Raw genomic sequence first — 19,035 nt, forward strand, 5'->3', positions numbered from 1 at the left:
TGTCGATTCGAGAGTACCCCATCTGTGCTAAGACCGCCGCATGCTCGACGCCCACCTGCGGCACCTCGCCCTCCTCGCCCTCCCGGCGCTCCTCCTCGTCACCGCCTGCCCCCGGCGGGTGCCGATCCCCGACCCCACGCCGGCCACGGGCGAGTGGTACGAGACGCAGGCGGACGAGGGCTTCTCCTTCTCCATGCCCGATCCGCCCGAGGTGCAGCGCCAGAACGTCCCCACCGAGGCCGGGCCGCTGCCGATCGTGATGTACCTGCTGGCCGACGACGCCCGGGGCGCCGCCTACAACGTCACCAGCGCCCGCTACCCGGAGGGGTTCATGGACACCCGGGATCCCGCCGAGGTCCTGGCTGGCGCCCGGGACGGAGCCGCCTCCAACATCTCGGGCGAGATCCTCGAGCAGCGCGACCTGCAGCTCTTCGCCCCCGACGGCTCCATCGCCCCGGGCCTCGAGCTGGTGATGCGCACGCCCCAGGAGATGCTCTACCGGGGGCGGATCTTCGTGGTGGGCCCGCAGCTGATCCAGCTCTCCTACGTCACCACCGAGAAGGGCGGCTCGGAGGAGGCCTACCGGCACTTCGTCGAGTCCTTCATCCTGACCCCCTCGAGCCCCGCCGCGCCCTCGCCGGACGACGGGCCCACCGAGGAGTGAGCGCCACGCCTCCCGCGCCGAAGGACCGCGGCGTCCTGGGCTGGGCCCTCTACGACTGGGCCAACTCGGCCTACGCCACCGTGGTGGTGGCCGGCTTCTTCCCCGTCTTCCTGAAGACCTACTGGGCCGCCGAGCTCCCGGTCACCCGGTCGACCTTCTACCTGGGGCTGGCCACCTCGGCGGCCTCCCTGGCGGTCGCGATCCTGGCGCCGCTGGTGGGCGCGCTGGCCGACCGCGCGGGCTGGCACAAGCGCGCCCTCATCGTCTACGCGGCGACCGGCGTCGTCTGCACCCTGGGGCTGGCGCTGGCCGGACGCGGGCAGTGGGAGCTGGCCCTCCTCCTCTACGCCCTCGGCACCCTGGGCTGGTCCGGCGCCAACGCGCTCTACGACGCCCTGCTCACCTCCGTCGCGGACGAGCCGGACTTCGATCGGGTCTCGGCCCTGGGCTTCTCCCTGGGCTACCTCGGCGGCGGGATCCTCTTCGCCGGCTGCATCAGCCTGACCCTCTACCCCGGGCTCCTCGGCCTGCCCGGCAAGGCCGAGGCGGTGCGGGTGGGCTTCGCCGCCTGCGCGATCTGGTGGGCGATCTTCTCGATCCCCCTCCTGCGCTGGGTGCGGCAGCCGGCGCCCACGGCCGAGGCGGGGGAGGCCTCCCTGCGCGCCGCCCTCGCCCGCCTGCTGCAGACCCTGAAGACCCTGCGCAGCCTGAAGACCGCGGCCCTCTTCCTCGTCGCCTACTGGCTCTACATCGACGGGGTCGACACCATCATCCGGATGGCGGTCGACTACGGCCTGGCCATCGGCCTGCCGGACACCGCGCTGATCACCGCGCTCCTGCTCACCCAGTTCGTGGGCTTCCCGGCGGCCATCGCCTTCGGCGCCCTGGGCAAGCGGATCGGCGCCAAGGGCGGGGTGCTCCTGGCCCTGCTCGTCTACCTCGGGGTCTGCGCCTTCGCCCACGGCATGGAGACCGCCACCGAGTTCTACGTGCTCGCGGCCACCGTCGGCCTGGTGCAGGGTGGCGTCCAGGCCCTCTCCCGCTCCCTCTTCGCCCGGCTGATCCCCGCCGAGCAGAGCGCCGAGCTCTTCGGCTTCTACAACATGGTCGGCAAGTACGCGGCCGTCATCGGCCCCACCCTGATGGGCTGGGTGGCGGTGGCCACCGGCGACCCCCGGGCCGGGATCCTGGCGGTGGCGGGACTGATCGTCCTCGGCGGCGGTATGCTCGTCCTCATCCGCATCCCGAGGACCCCCACCGCCGAGGCCACACCATGATCTCTCTCGACCGGCGCCTCCTGAAGCGTGCCTTCTTCCGGCTGGTCAGCGTCTACCCGCCCTACCTCGGGGCGGGCGTCCGGCTGACCCACGTCGCCGAGGACCTCCTCACCATGGAGGTCGAGATGAAGCTCACGCCCCTCAACCGCAACTACGTCGGCACCCACTTCGGTGGCTCCCTCTACAGCATGTGCGATCCCTTCTTCATGCTGATCCTGATGGAGGCGCTCGGAGAGGGCTTCGTCGTCTGGGATCAGGAGGCGACCATCCGCTTCAAGAAGCCCGGGCGCGGCAAGGTGCGGGCCCGCTTCTCGGTGAGCCCGGCCGAGGTGGAGTCGATCCGGCACGACGCGATCAAGCACCGCAAGACCTCTCCGGTCTTCCGGACGAAGGTCACCGACGAGCAGGGTGAGGTCGTCGCCGAGATCGAGAAGACCCTCTACGTCCGGCAGCGCGAGGCGGCCTGAAACGGCTCCTGTTTCCGGGGGGTTGAGCGCCCTGGGGTGGATCCCCGCGGTGTAGGCCCGGGTAGTCCGGTGTCGCATGGCCCCGAGGCTGCGCGGGCGGCTATTCTTTGGGCTTTCCGACTGCGTTCATGCCGGACGCGGTCCGGGAGGCTGGGAGGATCGCATGCAACGCTGGATCGTTGTCTGCTTCGTGGGCCTGGGCCTGATGACGGCCTGCAACTCGAACGTCGCCGTCGACAACCCCTACGATCCCGACGCCCCTCCGGCGTTGCAGGTCACCAGCCTGATCACCGGGCGGGTCAGCGCGGAGGCGGCCTTCGACCCCGCGAGCCTGACGATCACCGTCGAGGGGCTCACCCCCCGGGGCAGCCCCGTGCGCGACGTGGCGGTGGAGCTCGACGACACCACGACGCCCGTCTCCTTCTCGACCTTCCTGCCCGCCGGCACCTACCTCGTCCGCGCGGAGGTCCCCGGCTTCCGCGCCGACGAGCGCACCGGCGTGCTCGTGGCGACGGGCGAGGATCAGGACATCGGCGAGCTCTATCTCCTGGCCGGCCGAGGCACCCTGGCCGGGCGCGTGGTGATCCCGGATCCAGCCGGTGATCGCCCCGCGCCCCTCGAGACCGAGGTCACCCTCCTGCGCCTCGGCTCCCCGGTGGCCACGCCCTCCGACACCTCCTGCACCGAGCTCGCCGCCGAGGAGTCCGTCCGCGCCCGCCTCCGCGCGGACGGCACCTTCGAGGAGCGCAACCTCGCCGTCGGCCCCTTCGTGGTCATCGCCTCCCTCGACGGCTACCTGCCCGCGGTCGTCGCCCAGAGCGTCGAGGTCCTCACCGACGGGGTCACCGACGTGGGCACGCTGCAGCTCACCGACGGGGAGGGCATCCTCACCCTCACCGCCCCGGCGAACCCCGACGCCGATCCGGCGGGCCTCGCCACCTCCGCCTCGACGATCACCGCCAACGTGGTCCTCCCGCCGGTCTACAACGGCATGCAGCTCTCGCTGATGCCCGACTTCGGCGACGTGGCCGACTGGTCCACGCCGGCCACCTCCACCCTCTTCGACCTGACCGGCGCCAGCGACGGGGAGCAGCAGCTCTTCCTGCGCTTCCGGGCGCCCACCTGCGATCTCTCTCCGACCTTCGTCGCCAGCATCATCCTCGACACCACGCCGCCGGTGGCCGCGGCGCCGGCGCCTGCGAGCGGCTCGAGCTGCTCCAACGACGCCCAGGTCACGATGGACCTCCCGGGCGAGGATCCCTGCGCGGCCGACCAGAGCTGCGCCGGCCTCTACCAGATGCGGGTCGTCTCCGACGGCACCCTCGATACCGAGACCTTCGTCGACTACCTCCCCCGCGACATCGTCGCCTTCCCCGGCGACGGCACCCACGACATCACCCTCGAGCTGCGCGACGCGGCGGGCAACACCTCGGCGCCCACCACCAGCACGGTGACCATCAACTCGGTGGGACCCCAGCCCGGCGGCGCCATCCTGCGGATCGACGACGGCAGCGGCACGGTGCGCTCGCTCTCGGTCCTGCTCACCTTCGACGTCACCGGCGCCACCGGGGTCGAGGTCGGCAACGCGGCGGGCCTCGACGGCAGCGCCTGGGTGGCGCTGCCCCCGAGCCAGCAGCTCTCCTGGCAGCTCGCCGCCGGCGCCGACGGCCTGCGCACGGTCGTCGCCCGCTTCCGGGACGACTGCGGCAACGTGACCCAGGAGTACCCGGTCGACGTGCTCCTCGATCGCTCGGGGATGATCGCCGGCGCGGCCCGCCTCGAGGCCGGCGCGGATCACAGCGGCACCGTGGTCTCCTTCTGGCTCTGGGACGCCAGCGCGGCGGGCGGCGCGGGCGACTACGTGGACACGGCCCTGACGGCCACCACCTCCGTGAACGGCGCCTTCAGCCTCTCCGGGCTGGCGGCCGGCGACTACCGCCTGGTCTTCTCTCACCCGGGCTTCAGCCAGCGGGTGATGGACGGCCTCATCCTCACCGAGGGCGCGGTGCGCACCCTGGGCGAGGTGGTCCTCCAGCTGGCCCGCGGTGAGCTCGAGGGCTCCGCCACCCTCCTGGGCGAGGGCAGCCACGAGGGGATCCGCGTCCAGGCGGCGCCGGGCATCACCACCGTCACCGACTCGGCGGGCAGCTACCTCTTCACCGATCTCCCCGTCGGCGACTACTACGTCTCGGCCACCGCCGACGACGCCTTCCAGGGCGCCGCCTCCCCCACCCCGGCCACCGTGCTCGAGGGTCAGCGCGTCACCGCCGACCCCCTCGTGCTCCAGCCGATCCCCGGCAGCATCGCCGGCACCGCCCTGCGCTCCGGCCAGACCACCCACGGCGGCATCGACGTCCTCCTCGAGGGCGCCACGGTGGGCGACACGCCGGTGCAGGACAACACGGTCACCCTCGCCGACGGGACCTACTCCTTCCCCTCGCTCACCGCCGGCACCTACCGCCTCGTCTTCCAGACCGCCCAGTACCAGGCCGCGACCGCCGAGGGCGTGGTCGTGCCGCCCAACACGCCGGTGACCGTCACCCCGGTCACCCTCGCCAAGGCCACCGGGGCCCTGCGGGTGGCGGTGGACATCTCCGACCGCAGCAACGAGTCGGGGGTGGCGATCATCCTCGAGCAGAGCGGCACCTCCGTGCTGACCCAGCTCTCCCCGCCCGACGGCATCGTCTACTTCGCCTCGGTCCCGGCCGACAGCTACACCCTCGTCGCCCGCCTCGACGGCTACGGGGAGGAGCTGATCACCCCGGTGGTGGTCTCGGCCAACAGCACGACCGACCTCACCACCACGCCCATCGTCCTCACCCCGCAGATCGGCGACGCCTTCCTGCAGACCCCCGCCGGGGCGGTCCTCGGCGCCGCGACCAACCTCACCTCCATCGAGGTGGGCGGCTCCTTCCCCGGCGTGAACCAGGTGCGGATCTGCGAGAGCCCGAACATCCTCCTGGGCGGCGACCCCGACACCTTCTCCACCGGGAACTGCGCCTGGCGGGCCATCACCCAGCTCCCCGGGGACGCCTTCCAGCCCCTGCCCTTCACCTTCTCCCAGTCGCAGTGCCCCGACCCCGGCGATCCGGTGGCCATCTGCGACGGCCAGAAGGTCGTCTGGGTGAAGATGCAGGACACCACCTCCGGGCTCGTCTCCGAGTGGTTCCCCCTCGACATCGTCCTCGACCGGGTCGCCCCGCAGGGCAACATCGTCATCTCCCCCACGGCCAGCACCACCTCCGGGGATCTGGTCGTCGGCGACGGTGAGGCCTACACCGCCTCCCTCAACGTCTCGGCGCTGGTCGCGGCCCAGGAGGATCTCTCCGGCGTCGCCGCCGGCGGCGCGGTCGCCGGGGTGGTCAGCGGACGCATCTTCCGCAGCACCACCGACACCAACCCGGTGCTGGTGAGCCTCAAGGAGGGCCTCACCTCCGTGCCGGTGATCACCCTCACCCCGGGGGCCGACGGCGACCGGCAGCTCTACCTCGAGGTCTCCGACGCCGCGGGCAACCGCTCGGTCACCGATCTCACCACCGTGACCTGCCCGCCGGCGCGCACCCCCAGCCTGCCCACCGACTGCGACGCCATCTTCGTCGATCGCACGCCGCCCCCCTCCCTGGCCTTCAGCATCGAGCCCACCTCCCCGGGCACCGACATGTCCCTGGGGGCGGCCTGGACCGCCACCACCACCGTCACCCTGGGGATCGACTCCACCATCACCGGCCTCGCGGAGGACGAGGCGGTCTCGGCGATCATCGCCAACGACTCGGGCTTCGTGGCCAGCCTGGCCATGCCCCTGGCGAACCCGGTCTCGCTGGTGGGCTGGAACCTCACCGTGGGAGACGGCACCAAGAACGTCTACATCCGCGTCCGGGACGCGGCCGGCAACCTCTCGGGCGTCTTCTCGGACAGCATCGGCCTGGACACCCTGGCCCCACAGATCCCGGTGCTCGACGAGGTCCCGCCGGTCACCGCCGACGCCTCACCGGCCCTCTCCTTCACCGGCGGCACCGGCGCCACCCGGCACTTCCTCCAGCTCTCGGACAGCGCGTCCTTCGACGGCTCCGGCCCCGGCGCGGTCTTCGTGGAGGTGGAGCTGACGGACTTCGACTACACCGCGATCGACGACGCCGCGGGCGCCGCCGCCTACCCGCTGGCCGACGGCCTCTACTGGTGGCGGGTGCAGGCCGCCGACGACGCGGACCTGCGCAGCCCCTTCACCCCGGCGCAGCGCTTCGAGGTCGACACGGTGGCCCCCGGGCCCACGACCCTGGACCTCGTCGACAGCCCGACCCGGGACACGACCCCGACCCTCACCTGGGCAGCGACCACCGACGCCCGGCTCTACCACCTCCAGATCTCCACGACCTCCGACTTCAGCGCGGGGATCCAGGTCGACCAGACCACCGCCCAGCTGAGCCTCACCTCCAGCACCCTGGGTGAGGGCACCTGGTACGCCCGGGTGCAGACCATCGACGCCGCGGGCAACGCGGACGCCGCCGGCTTCTCCAACACCGTCACCTTCGTGGTGGACACCACTGCCCCGGCCGACGCCATCCTCTCCGCCCCGGCGAACGCCTCGACCTGGAGCACCCAGCCGGTGGCCTTCACCTGGGCCTCGGTGGCGGACGCCGTCGCCTACCGCCTCGAGATCGCGCTCAACGCGGGCTTCACCGGCGCCATCGTGGAGGCCGGGCTGACCACCACCGCCCGCTCGCTGGTCCTCGACGAGGGCGCCTACTGGGCGCGGGTGATCACCACCGACGCGGCCGGCAACCGCTCCCTGGGGACGACCTTCATCACCTTCACCGTGGACACGGTCGCGCCGGACGTCCCGACCCTCAACCGCCTGCCCAGCCTGATCTCCGAGCGCCAGCCGGTGCTCTCCTGGAGCGACGAGGCCGCCTCCGGCGCCGTGACCTACCTCGTGCAGGTGGACGGCGTGGACCGGCCGGTCTCCGGCACCACCACCTACACCGTGCCCCTGGCCGAAGCCCTGGCGGACGGCGTCCACACCTGGACGGTCGCCGCCCGGGACGCCGCCGGGAACACCAGCGCCCACGCCACCCTGCAGTCCTTCACCGTGGACGCCACCGCGCCGGCCACGCCGGTGCTGGTGCCGGTGAACCCCGACCCCACCTCCCTCACCCAGCCCACCCTCGCCTTCGCGGCGGTGGGGGACGCGGTCGAGTACGAGGTCGAGTGGCACGACAACAACCTCTTCACCGGGGGCACCGGGAGCAGCGCCCTGATCACCGGCACCTCCACCAAGCCGAGCGTCGCGCTGGGCAACGGCACCTGGCACTGGCACGTCCGGGCCCGGGACGCCTCGGGCAACTGGAGCGCCTTCTCCTCCGTGGACGACTTCGTGGTGGACACCACGGCCCCGGCCGACCCGACCCTGCTGACCCCCGCCGCGGGGAGCTCGGTGACCTCGACCTCGGTCGACTTCACCTGGGCCGCGGTGGCCGACGCCGTCCGCTACCAGCTCGAGATCGCCTCCGACGCGGCCTTCACCTCGCCCCAGATCGAGTCCGGCCTGACCACCACCGCCCGCGCCGTCGTCCTCACCGATGGGAGCTGGTGGGCCCGCGTGCGCGCGATCGACGCCGCCGGCAACGTCTCCGCCGGCGCCGCCGACAACGCCTTCACCGTCGACACCACCGCGCCGGACGTGCCGACCCTCACCCGCCTGGCCGACCTGATCTCCGAGACCCAGCCCGTGCTCGGCTGGAGCGACGAGGCCGCCAGCGGCGCCGCGGCCTACCTCCTGCAGATCGACGGCGCCACCCGGGTGGTCTCCGGCGCGACCAGCTACACGGTCCCGCTGGCCGAGGCCCTCGCCGACGGCACCCACACCTGGACCGTCGCCGCCCGCGACGCCGCCGGCAACGTGAGCGCCTTCGCCACGGCGCAGGCCTTCACCGTGGACGCGACCGCGCCGGGCGTGCCGGGCCTGGTGGCCGTCAGCCCCGATCCCTCCTCGAACACCCTGCCCACCCTCGCCGTGAAGCCGGTGAGCGACGCCGTCGAGTACGAGCTCGAGTGGCACGACAACAGCCTCTTCACCGGCGGCGTCGGCGGGAGCGACACCGTCGCGACGACCTCCACCCAGCCCTCGTCGGCCCTCGGCGGCGGCACCTGGTACTGGCGCGCCCGGGCCCGGGACGCCGTCGGCAACTGGAGCGGCTGGTCCACCACCGGCAGCTTCGTGGTCGACGTCACGGCGCCCTCGGATCCGACCCTCCTCACGCCCGTCGCGGCGAGCAGCCTGGCCACCTCCTCGGTGGCCTTCAGCTGGTCCTCGGTGGCGGACGCGGTGGCCTACCGCCTGGAGATCGCCACCAACGCCGGCTTCACCGCCGCCCAGGTGGAGGCCAACCAGACGACGACGGCCCGCTCGGTGGTCCTCACCGACGGAAACTGGTGGGCCCGGGTGCGGGCCATCGACGCCGCCGGCAACGTCTCCGCCGGGGCCTCGAGCACGGCCTTCACGGTGGACACCACGGCCCCCGCCGTGCCGACCCTCACCCGCCTGGCCAGCCTCATCAACGAGACCCAGCCGGTGCTCTCCTGGAGCAACGAGGCCGCCTCCGGCGCCACCGCCTACCTCCTGCAGATCGACGGCGTCGACCGGGTCGTCACCGGCGCCACCTCCTACACCCTGCTCCTGGCCGAGGCCCTCGCCGACGGCAGCCACGCCTGGACCGTGGCCTCCCGCGACGCCGCGGGCAACGTGAGCGCCTACGCCACCGCCCAGGCCTTCACCGTCGACGCCACGGCGCCGGCGGTGCCGGTGCTGGTGGCCGTCGCCCCGGATCCCTCCCGCGTCACCCAGCCCACCCTCGCCCTCCAGCCGGTGAACGACGCGGTCCAGTACGAGGTCCAGTGGCACGACAACAACCTCTTCACCGGCGGTGTGGGCGGGACGAACACGATCACCATCCCCACCACCCAGCCGGCCCCGGCCCTGGGCAACGGCACCTGGTACTGGCGCGCGCGGGCGCGGGACCAGGCGGGCAACTGGAGCGCCTTCTCCTCCTCCAGCAGCTTCGTGGTCGACATCACCGCCCCGGCCGACCCCTCCCTGCTGACCCCCGCCGACGGCAGCGCGGTGACCTCCAACTCGGTCGCCTTCAGCTGGTCCTCGGTGGCCGACGCCGCCACCTATCAGCTCGAGATCTCCACCGACGCGGCCTTCACCGCGCCGACGCGCGAGAGCGGCCTGACGGCCACCTCCCGCTCGGTCGTCCTGGGGGACGGCCCCTGGTGGGCCCGGGTGCGCGCGGTCGACGCTGCGGGCAACCTCTCCGCCGGCGCGGCGGACAACGCCTTCACCGTCGACACGACCCCGCCCGACGTGCCCACGCCGGTGGCCCTGACCTCGCCGACCACCGACGCGACGCCGACCTTCAGCTGGAGTGACGAGAGCGCCAGCGGCGCGGTCGGCTATCGCCTCGACCTCGACGGCACGGTGACCTCCGTGGCCTCGACCTCCCACACCCCGGCCTCGAACCTGGCCGACGGTCCCCACAGCTTCGCCGTGGCCGCGGTGGACGCCGCGGGCAACCGGAGCGCCTACTCCTCGGCCCAGGTCTTCGAGGTCGACGCCACCCTCCCGGCGGTGCCGGTCCTGACCCCGGTGAGCCCCGACCCCCGGAACACCACCACCGTCGCCCTCGCCTGGTCGGCGGTCGCCGACGCCCTGAGCTACACCGTCGAGTGGGACACCGACGTGGGCTTCACCAACGGCGCCGGCGGGCAGGCCACGGTCTCCTCGCCCGGCCACAGCGTCGGCCCCCTGGCCGAGGGCACCTGGTACTGGCACGTCCGCGCCACCGACGACGCCACCAACCAGAGCGCCTTCTCCAGCCCCGACGCCTTCGTCATCGATCTGAGCGCGCCCATCAACCCGGCGCCCTCCACCCCCGCCGACGCCAGCTACTCCACCAGCTCGACCGTGGCCTTCACCTGGAGCAGCGTCGCCGACGCGGCCGCCTACCTCCTGGATCGCTCGACCTCCCCGACCTTCGCCACCTACGACCGCAGCGAGGGCACGAGCACCAGCCAGCTGGTCACCCTGCCCGACGGCATCTGGTACTGGCGGGTCCTGGCGCGGGACGCGGCGGGCAACGTCTCGCCGACCGCCACGGCCACCGTGCGCAGCGTCGAGGTGGACACCGTGGCCCCGGCCGCCCCGGTGCTGACCTCCGTGACCACCCCCACCAACGACACCACGCCGACCCTCGCCTGGTCCGCCGTGACCGGGGCCGCGAGCTACGTGGTCACCCTCGACGGCTCGACGACCACCGTCACCTCCCCCACCCTCACCCACACTCCGTCGGCCCTCGGGGACGGCAACCACACCTGGACCGTCGCCGCCCGCGACGCCGCGGGCAACCTGGGACCGGCGGCCCCCACCGAGGTCTTCGTGGTGGACGCCACCGCGCCGGCGGCGCCCACCCTCATCGCCTACTTCCCGGATCCCACCACCGACAACACCCCCACGGTGCAGTGGAACACCGTCCCCGACGCGGACACCTACCGGGTGAGCTGGAGCGACGACGGCTTCCTCACCTCCTCCTTCGCGACCACCTCCGACGTGAGCCTCGAGATCGGGCCGCTGACCGGCAGCCCGGCGACCACCTGGTCGTGGCGGGTGGAGAGCCTGGACGCCCTCGGCAACGCCTCGGCGCCCTCGTCGCCGGACAGCTTCCTGGTCGACACCGTCACCCCCACCGCGCCCTCGCTGATCGCGCCGGCCGACGGCGCCACCGCGACCGGCGTCACCGTCTCCTTCTCCTGGTCCTCGGTGGGCGACGCCGCGAGCTACCGCCTGCAGGTGGGCTCGGACGCCACCCTGGCGACCATCGTCCACGATCTCGCGGGCCTCTCCTCCACGTCGACCGATCTGACCCTCACCGACGCCGTCTGGTACTGGCGGGTGCTGGCCACCGACGCCGCGGGCAACCAGACCGCGCCGGCCTCGGCGACGATCTGGAGCGTCACCGTCGACGCCAACGCCCCGTCGACCCCGACCCTCGCGGCGATCGCCACGCCCACCAACGATGGCACGCCCACCTTCACCTGGAGCGACGAGTCGGGCAGCGGCGCCACCCAGTACCTCCTGCGCATCGACGCGGTGGACACCACCCTGGCCGCCCTCACCTACACCCCGGCCTCGAACCTGGCCGAGGGCTCGCACACCATCTCGGTCGCCGCCCGGGACGGCGCCGGCAACACCAGCGCCTACAGCGCCTCCCAGACCATCATCGTCGACCTCAGCGCCCCGAGCGCGCCCGCCAACCCGCTCCCGGCCGGCGGCGCGGCCGACACCGACGGCTCGGTCGACTTCTCCTGGGATGCCTCCACCGACGCGCTGACCGCGGTGAGCTACCGGCTGCAGGTGGCGCAGGCCAGCGACTTCCTCACCCTCCTGGTGAACGACACGCCGGCGACCGAGAGCGCCACCGTGCTACTGGCCGACGGCACCTACCGGTGGCGGGTGCGGGCCGAGGACGCGGCGGGCAACGTCTCCGCCTGGGTCTCGGCGGCCAGCGGCCAGAGCCTGACGATCGACACGACCGCTCCGACCGCCCCCGACCTGATCCCCGTGGGCGCCACCGTCAGCGCCTCGCCTACCCTGCGCTGGTACTCCCAGGCCGCCTCGGGCGCGACCCTCTACTCCGTCGAGGTCGACGACGACTCCCTCTTCGGCAGCCCGGACGCGACGGGCAGCACCAGCGGCACCAGCTTCGCCACCACCCTGGGCGACGGCACCTGGTACTGGCGAGTGCGGGCCCAGGACGCCCACGGGAACTCGAGCGCCTGGTCCTCCACCGACACCTTCGCGCTCGACAGCACCCCGCCGGGCCCGCCCACCAACACCAGCCCGGCCGACGGCAGCTCGGGCAACGCCTCGGCGGTCACCTTCTCCTGGACCGCGCCGGCCGGCGGCGCCTCGAGCTATCGGCTGGAGATCGCCTACGACTCCAACTTCACCGCCCTGGCCTGGCAGGCCACGACGCTGGACCCCACCGTCTCGGTGACGATCTCCTTCCCCGACGGCACCTACCACTGGCGGGTCCTCGCCCTCGACGCCGTGGGCAACGAGAGCACCCCGGCGCCGGGCGCCACCGGCGCGAGCTTCACCGTGGACACCACGGCGCCCGACCGGCCGACCGTCACCACCACCCCGGGCTGGGTCGGCCTCGCCGACAGCAGCTACACCCTGGGCTGGAGCGACGAGTCGGACAGCGGGGCGGCGACCTACCAGTATCAGGTCTCCAGCAGCTCGAGCTTCGCCACCCTGGAGACGAGCGGCACCGTCACCTCGCCCTCGACCAGCGTGACGATCAGCACGATCCCGGCGGACGGCACCTGGTACTGGCGCGTGCGCGCCCTCGACACCCTGGGGAACCCGAGCGTCGCGACCGCCGGCTGGACCAGCGCCACGAGCTTCGGCGTGGACCGGGTGAACCCGACGGCGCCGGGCTTCGTGGCCCCGCCCGACGAGCCGAACCCGGGCTACATCATCGCCGCCAGCACGGTGACCCCCGAGTGGACCGCCTCCACCGACACCAACCTCTCCCACTACCAGCTGCAGATCAGCCAGGCCTCGGACTTCTCCAACCAGGTCGTGGTCGACACGACGGTGACCAACACCCTCTCGAACCAGACCCTGGGCGACGGCGTCTACTACTGGCGCGTCCGCGCGGTGGACCTGGCCGGGAACGTCTCCGACGACTGGAGCACCGCCGCGAACTCCCGCAGCTTCACCGTCGACACCACCCAGCCCTCGGCGACCTCGCTCTCGCCCCTCACCAGCCCGACCTCCGACGCCCGCCCCGACCTGGCCTGGTCGGCGGTCAGCGACGCCGAGATCTACCGGATCGAGTGGTCCCAGGATCCCACCTTCGGGACGGTGCCCATCACCCTCATCCGCAGCGAGGATCCGGCGCCCCGGGCCTACCTCCAGGACAGCGACTACGCCGTGCCCGGCGCTCTCACCGACGGCACCTGGTACGCCCGGGTGATCGTGCAGGACGCGGCGGGCCTCCAGAGCGCCCCCTCCGCCTCGCTCCAGGTCGTGATCGACACCAGCGCCCCGAGCGCTCCGTCCAGCTGCGCCCTGACCACCCTCACCTCCTACGCCAACGCCCTGGCCGATCCGACCCCGGAGTTCACCTGGGAGGTGGTCGCCGGCGCGGCCTCCTACACTCTCGAGATCGAGCGCTGGGTCACCGGCGCCTGGCAGGCCGACTCCACCATCACCGGCATCGACGGCGCCGCCACCTTCGGCGTGGTCTTCTCCCTGCCCTCGGCCAGCAGCCTCACCGACGGTGACCTCTACCGCTTCAGCGTCGAGGCGGTGGACTCGGCGGGTAACGTCTCGGCGCCGGTCTACTGCGTGACCGACGGCCTGGGCGACACCAGCCTGCGCTCGGATCAGTCCGGGCCCATCTCGGGGGTCTCGGGCCTGGTCTTCGCCGGCGCCAACCCCACCAGCGGCGTCACCGCCACCGTGCAGTGGACCGCCGAGGAGGACGTCACCAACTCCGGCGAGTACGGCTACGACGTCTCTCTGCTGGCTCAGGACCAGGTCACCGTCATCGCCTCGGCCACGATCCCCTGGGCGAACGGCTTCACCCCCGGGCCGCGCAGCCAGAACTTCGCCGTCCCCCTCGACGGCACCTACTACGCCAAGGTCGTGGCCTGGGACGCCGCCCTCAACCGCTCGGCGACCTCCACCACCGTCACCCCCCTGGTGATCGACAACAGCCCCCCCACCGGCACGGTCACGATCACCAACGGTGAGCCCACCAACGCCACCGCCCTCTCCCTGGCCCTCACCTACTCCGGTGACGTCACCCAGATGCGGATCGAGGAGACCGTCGCCCTCGACTGCTCGGTGGGAACCTACGAGAGCGTCGCCGCCACCAAGAACTTCGCCATCGCCGGCGTGGGTATGGTGAGCGTCGGCGTCTGCTTCAAGGACGCCGCCGGCAACACCTACGCCGCCTTCGACACCATCGAGGTCGACCGGACGAGCCCCGACGGAGTCTTCGTCATCTACGCCGAGGGCAACCCCACCTACACGATCCGCCGGACCATCCAGCTCGAGATCACGGTCACCTCGACGGACGTCGAGAAGATGGCCGTCAGCCAGACCGGCGCCCTCCTGTGCAACTCGGCCGTCTACGAGCCCTTCAGCCCCTCGAAGTCCCTGACCCTCACCGGCGGCGACGGTGAGAAGACGATCTCGCTCTGCCTGAAGGACTACGCCGGGAACTACACGGCCGCGCCGATCACCGAGACCATCACCCTGGACCTGACTCCCCCGGCCGGAAGCCTGGTCATCCAGGAGACCGGCCGCCAGGACTACGCCTGGAGCCAGAGCGTCGACCTGCTCATCTCCGCCTCGGCCGACGTCGCCGCCTACTACGTCGTCAACGAGCAGACCCCCGACTGCGGCGCCCTGGCCGCCGGCTGGACCGCCGGCAACCCGAACGGCACCCTCCCCTGGACCCTGGGCGGCGAGGACCAGCAGGTGAACTCCGTTGCGATCTGCTTCCAGGACAACGCCGGCAACGCGGCGCTGGCCACCGACTTCATCGTCGTCGATCTCCAGCCGCCCCAGGGGTGGATCTGGCTCGACGACGGCGCGCAGTACACCACCGACGACGTCGTCGCCATCACCTCCGACGTGCCCTCGGGCGCCACTCAGATGGCCTTCACCGAGGTCGATCCCAACTGCGACATCGACCCCCTCGGCTGGACTGCCTTCGTCCGCGAGTCCTCCTACGTCCTCGCCAGCCCGGAGGGGAGCTTCCGGATCTACGCCTGCTTCCGGGACGAGTCGGGGCAGACCTCCGAGACCTACGCCGACATCATCTACGACCGGACGCCGCCCTCCCTGACCACCTTCTCGCTGCAGGGGCGGACGGGCATCGACTGCTGGGACACCTCCGGCACCGACTGCAACGCGAACAGCTGCACCTGCGACTCGACCCGGACGAAGTTCTCTGACGTGGTCTTCACCCTCGTCTCCTTCGACGCCTTCTTCTACGGGATCGAGCCGGGCGACGTGGACTGCGCCAGCGTGGGCCAGATCCCCTACAACGCGGCGAACTTCCCCCAGAGCTACTTCCTCCCCGGCGCCGACGGTGAGCAGACCCTCACCCTCTGCATCTGGGACGAGGCGGGGAACAGCACCAAGGCGACCCAGGCCATCACCCTGGACACCATCCCCCCCGATCCGGCGAGCGGCATCACCCTCACCCCGGGCAACCACCTGATGCAGGTCGACTGGACCGACTCGGTCACCGCCTCCGACGTGGATCACTACGAGATCCGCTGGAACCAGCAGACCACCGGGATGCAGGGCATCTCCACCATCGCCAAGGAGGTGGAGACGGTGACGATCCAGCCCGCGGGCCCCTCCCTGGCGAACTGCGAGGAGATGTGGATCGACGTGCTGGCGGTGGACGCCGTCGGCAACGTCGGCTGGCCCTGGCTGGAGTTCGGCCGGCCGCTCTACGCGCCGGTCGATCTCGAGGAGAACCGGGTGCGGGCCTCCTTCCGCCGCCTGCAGGCCGACTGGGATCTGGTCGCCTCGGCCGACCTCTACCGCTTCTACTACGCCAACGGCGCCCCCCCGAACCTGGCCAGCACCGACTACGCCCAGCTCCCCTCGGCCAACGTGGTGATCGAGGACGGCGAGCCCCTCCCGGGCAACCCCTCCGTGACCGGCAACCTCCAGGAGTCGGTGACCTACGTCATGGGCCTGTCGGCCCGGGACAGCGTCACCTTCAGCGAGCACGCGATCGAGTGCTGGTCCGACTTCGGCGCGCTGGCCTCCGACACCACCTTCGGCCTCCAGCTCGAGCGCAAGCTCGTCGGCACCGTCAACGGCGGGAACTTTGGCGAGGTGCTCACCGCCGGAGACCTGAACCGGGACGGCTTCGCCGAGATCGTGGTGGGCTCACCGAACGCCTCCCGCGGGGCAGGCTCCCACGGCCTGGTCAACGTCTTCGACGGCCGCACCGGCCGCAAGCTGGTCCACGACGCCGGCCCGGCGCAGGGCTCCCTGCTCATCCCCAACTGGGGCCGCGGGCTGGCGATCACCGAGGACAACGACCTCGACGGCTTCCCCGAGCTCCTCGTCGGCGGTCAGGGCGGCGAGGTCTACGCCTTCTCCGGGCGGGACCGCAGCCTGGCCTGGACCGACAGCGACGCCGGCGGCAACGCGGGCTACGCCATCGCCGCCGCCGGCCTGGCCAACGCCTCCTTCCAGACCCCGGTCGACGGCTTCCCCGAGCACGCCGTGGGTGATCCCATGGGCGGAGCCAGCAACAACGGCGTGATCCGCTTCTACTCCGGCGTCTCCTCGGCGCCCTTCGCCACCCGCACCTTCGGCGCCGCGCCCGAGGACCGCCTGGGTCAGCACCTCTCCCCGGCCGTCCCCCTCGCCGGCCCGAGCGGCCACAGCGTGATGACGGCGGTCGGCACCGGCGACGGCTTCACCAGCTACGGCCGGGTGGTGGTGATCGACAGCACCAACGGCACCCTGCTGGGGACCATCCTCGGCTCGGACTACCCCACCGCGATCACCGGCGCCGCGCCCCTGACCCGGGTCCAGTCGGTCGGCACCGGCTACAACTGGATCGCCGTCCCCCGCGCCAACGCGAACGAGGTGGAGGTCTGGCAGGTCGACGAGTCGGGCATCAGCCTCTACCAGACCATCGGCGCCCCGGTCGGCGTCCCGGCGGGCGCGATCTTCGGCCAGTCGGTCGCCTGGTTCGATCTGGACGCCGACGGCTACCAGGATCTCCTGGTGGGCGCCGCCGGGACCGCGGCGAGCGGCGAGGGCTCCTTCTGGGGCTTCGACGTCGAGGCCGGCGGCCGGGTCCTGCTGCGCCAGGATGCCCCGCAGGGGACCGCGGGCTTCGGCTGGAGCATGGCGGTGGCCGACGTCTTCAACGACGGGATCCCGGACATCGTCGTCGGCGCCCCCTACACCATGAACGCCGGCGGCTTGATGCTGGGCTGGGTGGGGGTCTACCAGCTCACCGATCTCTCGATCTCCCCGAACGACGTGCGCTCCACCACCCGGCGCGAGATCCAGCTGAACGTGAGCGGCGGCACCCCGCCCTACACCTTCCTCCTGGACACCAACGGCACCGGCGTGGGCGGCCAGCCCCAGCCGACGGTCACCTCCGACGGCGTCTACCGGGCCGGCACCGGCCTGGGGGTGGACACCGTCAAGGTCACCGACGCCCGGGGCCGGGTGCGCCTGCTCTCGATCCCGCTGATCTCGGAGCTGGACGGTGGCGCGTTCCGCAACTCCGACGGGCCCAACGACGGCGGCCAGCTCGGCGCCTCCCTGGCCATCCTCGGCGATCGGAACTTCGACGGTGTGCCGGAGTTCCTGGTCGGCGCGCCGCAGGGGCAGGGCCTCGGCGGCGCCGTGGGGGTGATCTACCTCTACGATGGCGCCACCGGCGGCGTGATCGCCTCGATCCCCTCGCCCAACAACACCATCGGGGACCGCTTCGGGGCCGCGGTGGCCGGCGTCTCGGACGTGGACGGCGACGGCTACGCCGAGTTCCTGGTCGGCGCCCCCGGCGTCCTGGCGGAGACCGGCCGGGTCTACCTCTTCGCCGGCACGAGCCTGGCGAACCTCGATCAGCTCGACGGCAACTTCCCCGGGGACCGCTTCGGCGAGAACATCGTCTTCCTCGGCCAGTGGAACGGCGAGTTCGGCCACGACTTCGCGGTGGCGGCGCCCGGCGCCAACTACGTGCGCATCCACCAGCTCGTCAGCGGGGCGGCGCCCTCCCTGGGCGACTCCGACTGCCGCGCCGCCTCCCCCTGCGTGCTCTCCCTGCCCACCACCGGCGCCGACCTGAGCAACCCCGAGGACTTCGGCATCGCCATGGCCCACGGAGACATCACCGGCGACCTGGTGCCCGAGCTCATCGTCGGCGCCCCGGGCCAGGACGGCTCCTTCCTCAACGGCCTCACCGACGCCGGGCGGGTGATGGTCTTCGGCGGGGCCTGGAACGGCTTCTCCGCCGGCTACGTCATCCTCGACCGGCCGGGCGACCGGGACTTCATGACCCTCGGCAGCTCGCTGGCCGTGATCGGCGACTTCGACGACGACGGCTACCGCGACATCCTGGTGGGCGCCGGCAAGGACAGCTCCGGCGGCATCTACGGGGGCGGCAGCGTCTCGGTGCTCTCCAGCCAGAGCGGCAACATCCTCTACCGCCAGATGGGCACCTCCCTCCTGGGACAGCTGGGCATCCAGGTGGCCAGCTCCGATCTGGACCGGGACGGCTTCGTCGACTGGGTGATCGGCGCCAAGGAGGAGACCGCGGCGATCCAGGTCTTCGACGGTGAGACCATCCGGATCCGGACGGTGCTGGCGGGCTACTCCAGCGCCGGCACCGGCGAGCGGCTGCTCGCGGGCTTCGACTTCGACCGCAACGGCCTCGACGACGTGCTCTTCGGCTCGCCGAGCTGGGACGACGGCTTCCCCCTGTCTCCCGACGGAAGGATCACCGTGCGCGGGACCGTCGGACCGTAGACCGATCCTTCGGGTCGGCCGCCCCCGCGGCCG

General features: G+C 72.2%; 4 protein-coding genes. All 4 read left to right on the forward strand.

The genetic code is table 11. The features are described 5' to 3' along the window. Nucleotides 1-40: 40 nt before the first annotated feature. The 4 genes from P1V51_01375 to P1V51_01390 all read left to right on the forward strand — a co-directional run bounded on the left by P1V51_01375 (nucleotide 41) and on the right by P1V51_01390 (nucleotide 19,002). Nucleotides 41-664 (forward strand): hypothetical protein, encoded by a 624-nt coding sequence (locus tag P1V51_01375; GenBank protein MDF1561659.1) that lies wholly within the window; start codon nucleotides 41-43, stop codon nucleotides 662-664. Next, nucleotides 661-1,941, forward strand: coding sequence for an MFS transporter (locus P1V51_01380; GenBank protein MDF1561660.1), 1,281 nt, complete (start codon nucleotides 661-663; stop codon nucleotides 1,939-1,941). Before P1V51_01375 ends, P1V51_01380 begins: the two co-directional genes overlap by 4 nt. Further along, nucleotides 1,938-2,408: a YiiD C-terminal domain-containing protein gene (locus P1V51_01385; GenBank protein MDF1561661.1), complete on the forward strand. Its 471-nt coding sequence runs from the start codon at nucleotides 1,938-1,940 to the stop codon at nucleotides 2,406-2,408. The genes P1V51_01380 and P1V51_01385 overlap by 4 nt, the downstream gene beginning before the upstream one ends. Before the next feature lie 163 nt (nucleotides 2,409-2,571). Then, nucleotides 2,572-19,002, forward strand: a complete 16,431-nt coding sequence (locus P1V51_01390) for an Ig-like domain-containing protein (GenBank protein MDF1561662.1) — start codon at nucleotides 2,572-2,574, stop codon at nucleotides 19,000-19,002. Nucleotides 19,003-19,035: the final 33 nt, after the last annotated feature.

The sequence above is a fragment of the Deltaproteobacteria bacterium genome, from assembly GCA_029210625.1.
Classification (GTDB): Bacteria; Myxococcota; Myxococcia; order SLRQ01; family SLRQ01; genus JARGFU01.

Coding starts and splice junctions, on each gene's coding strand:
- P1V51_01375 (MDF1561659.1), top strand. CDS start 41: ATGCTCGACGCCCACCTGCGGCACCTCGCCCTCCTCGCCCTCCCGGCG.
- P1V51_01385 (MDF1561661.1), top strand. CDS start 1,938: ATGATCTCTCTCGACCGGCGCCTCCTGAAGCGTGCCTTCTTCCGGCTG.
- P1V51_01390 (MDF1561662.1), top strand. CDS start 2,572: ATGCAACGCTGGATCGTTGTCTGCTTCGTGGGCCTGGGCCTGATGACG.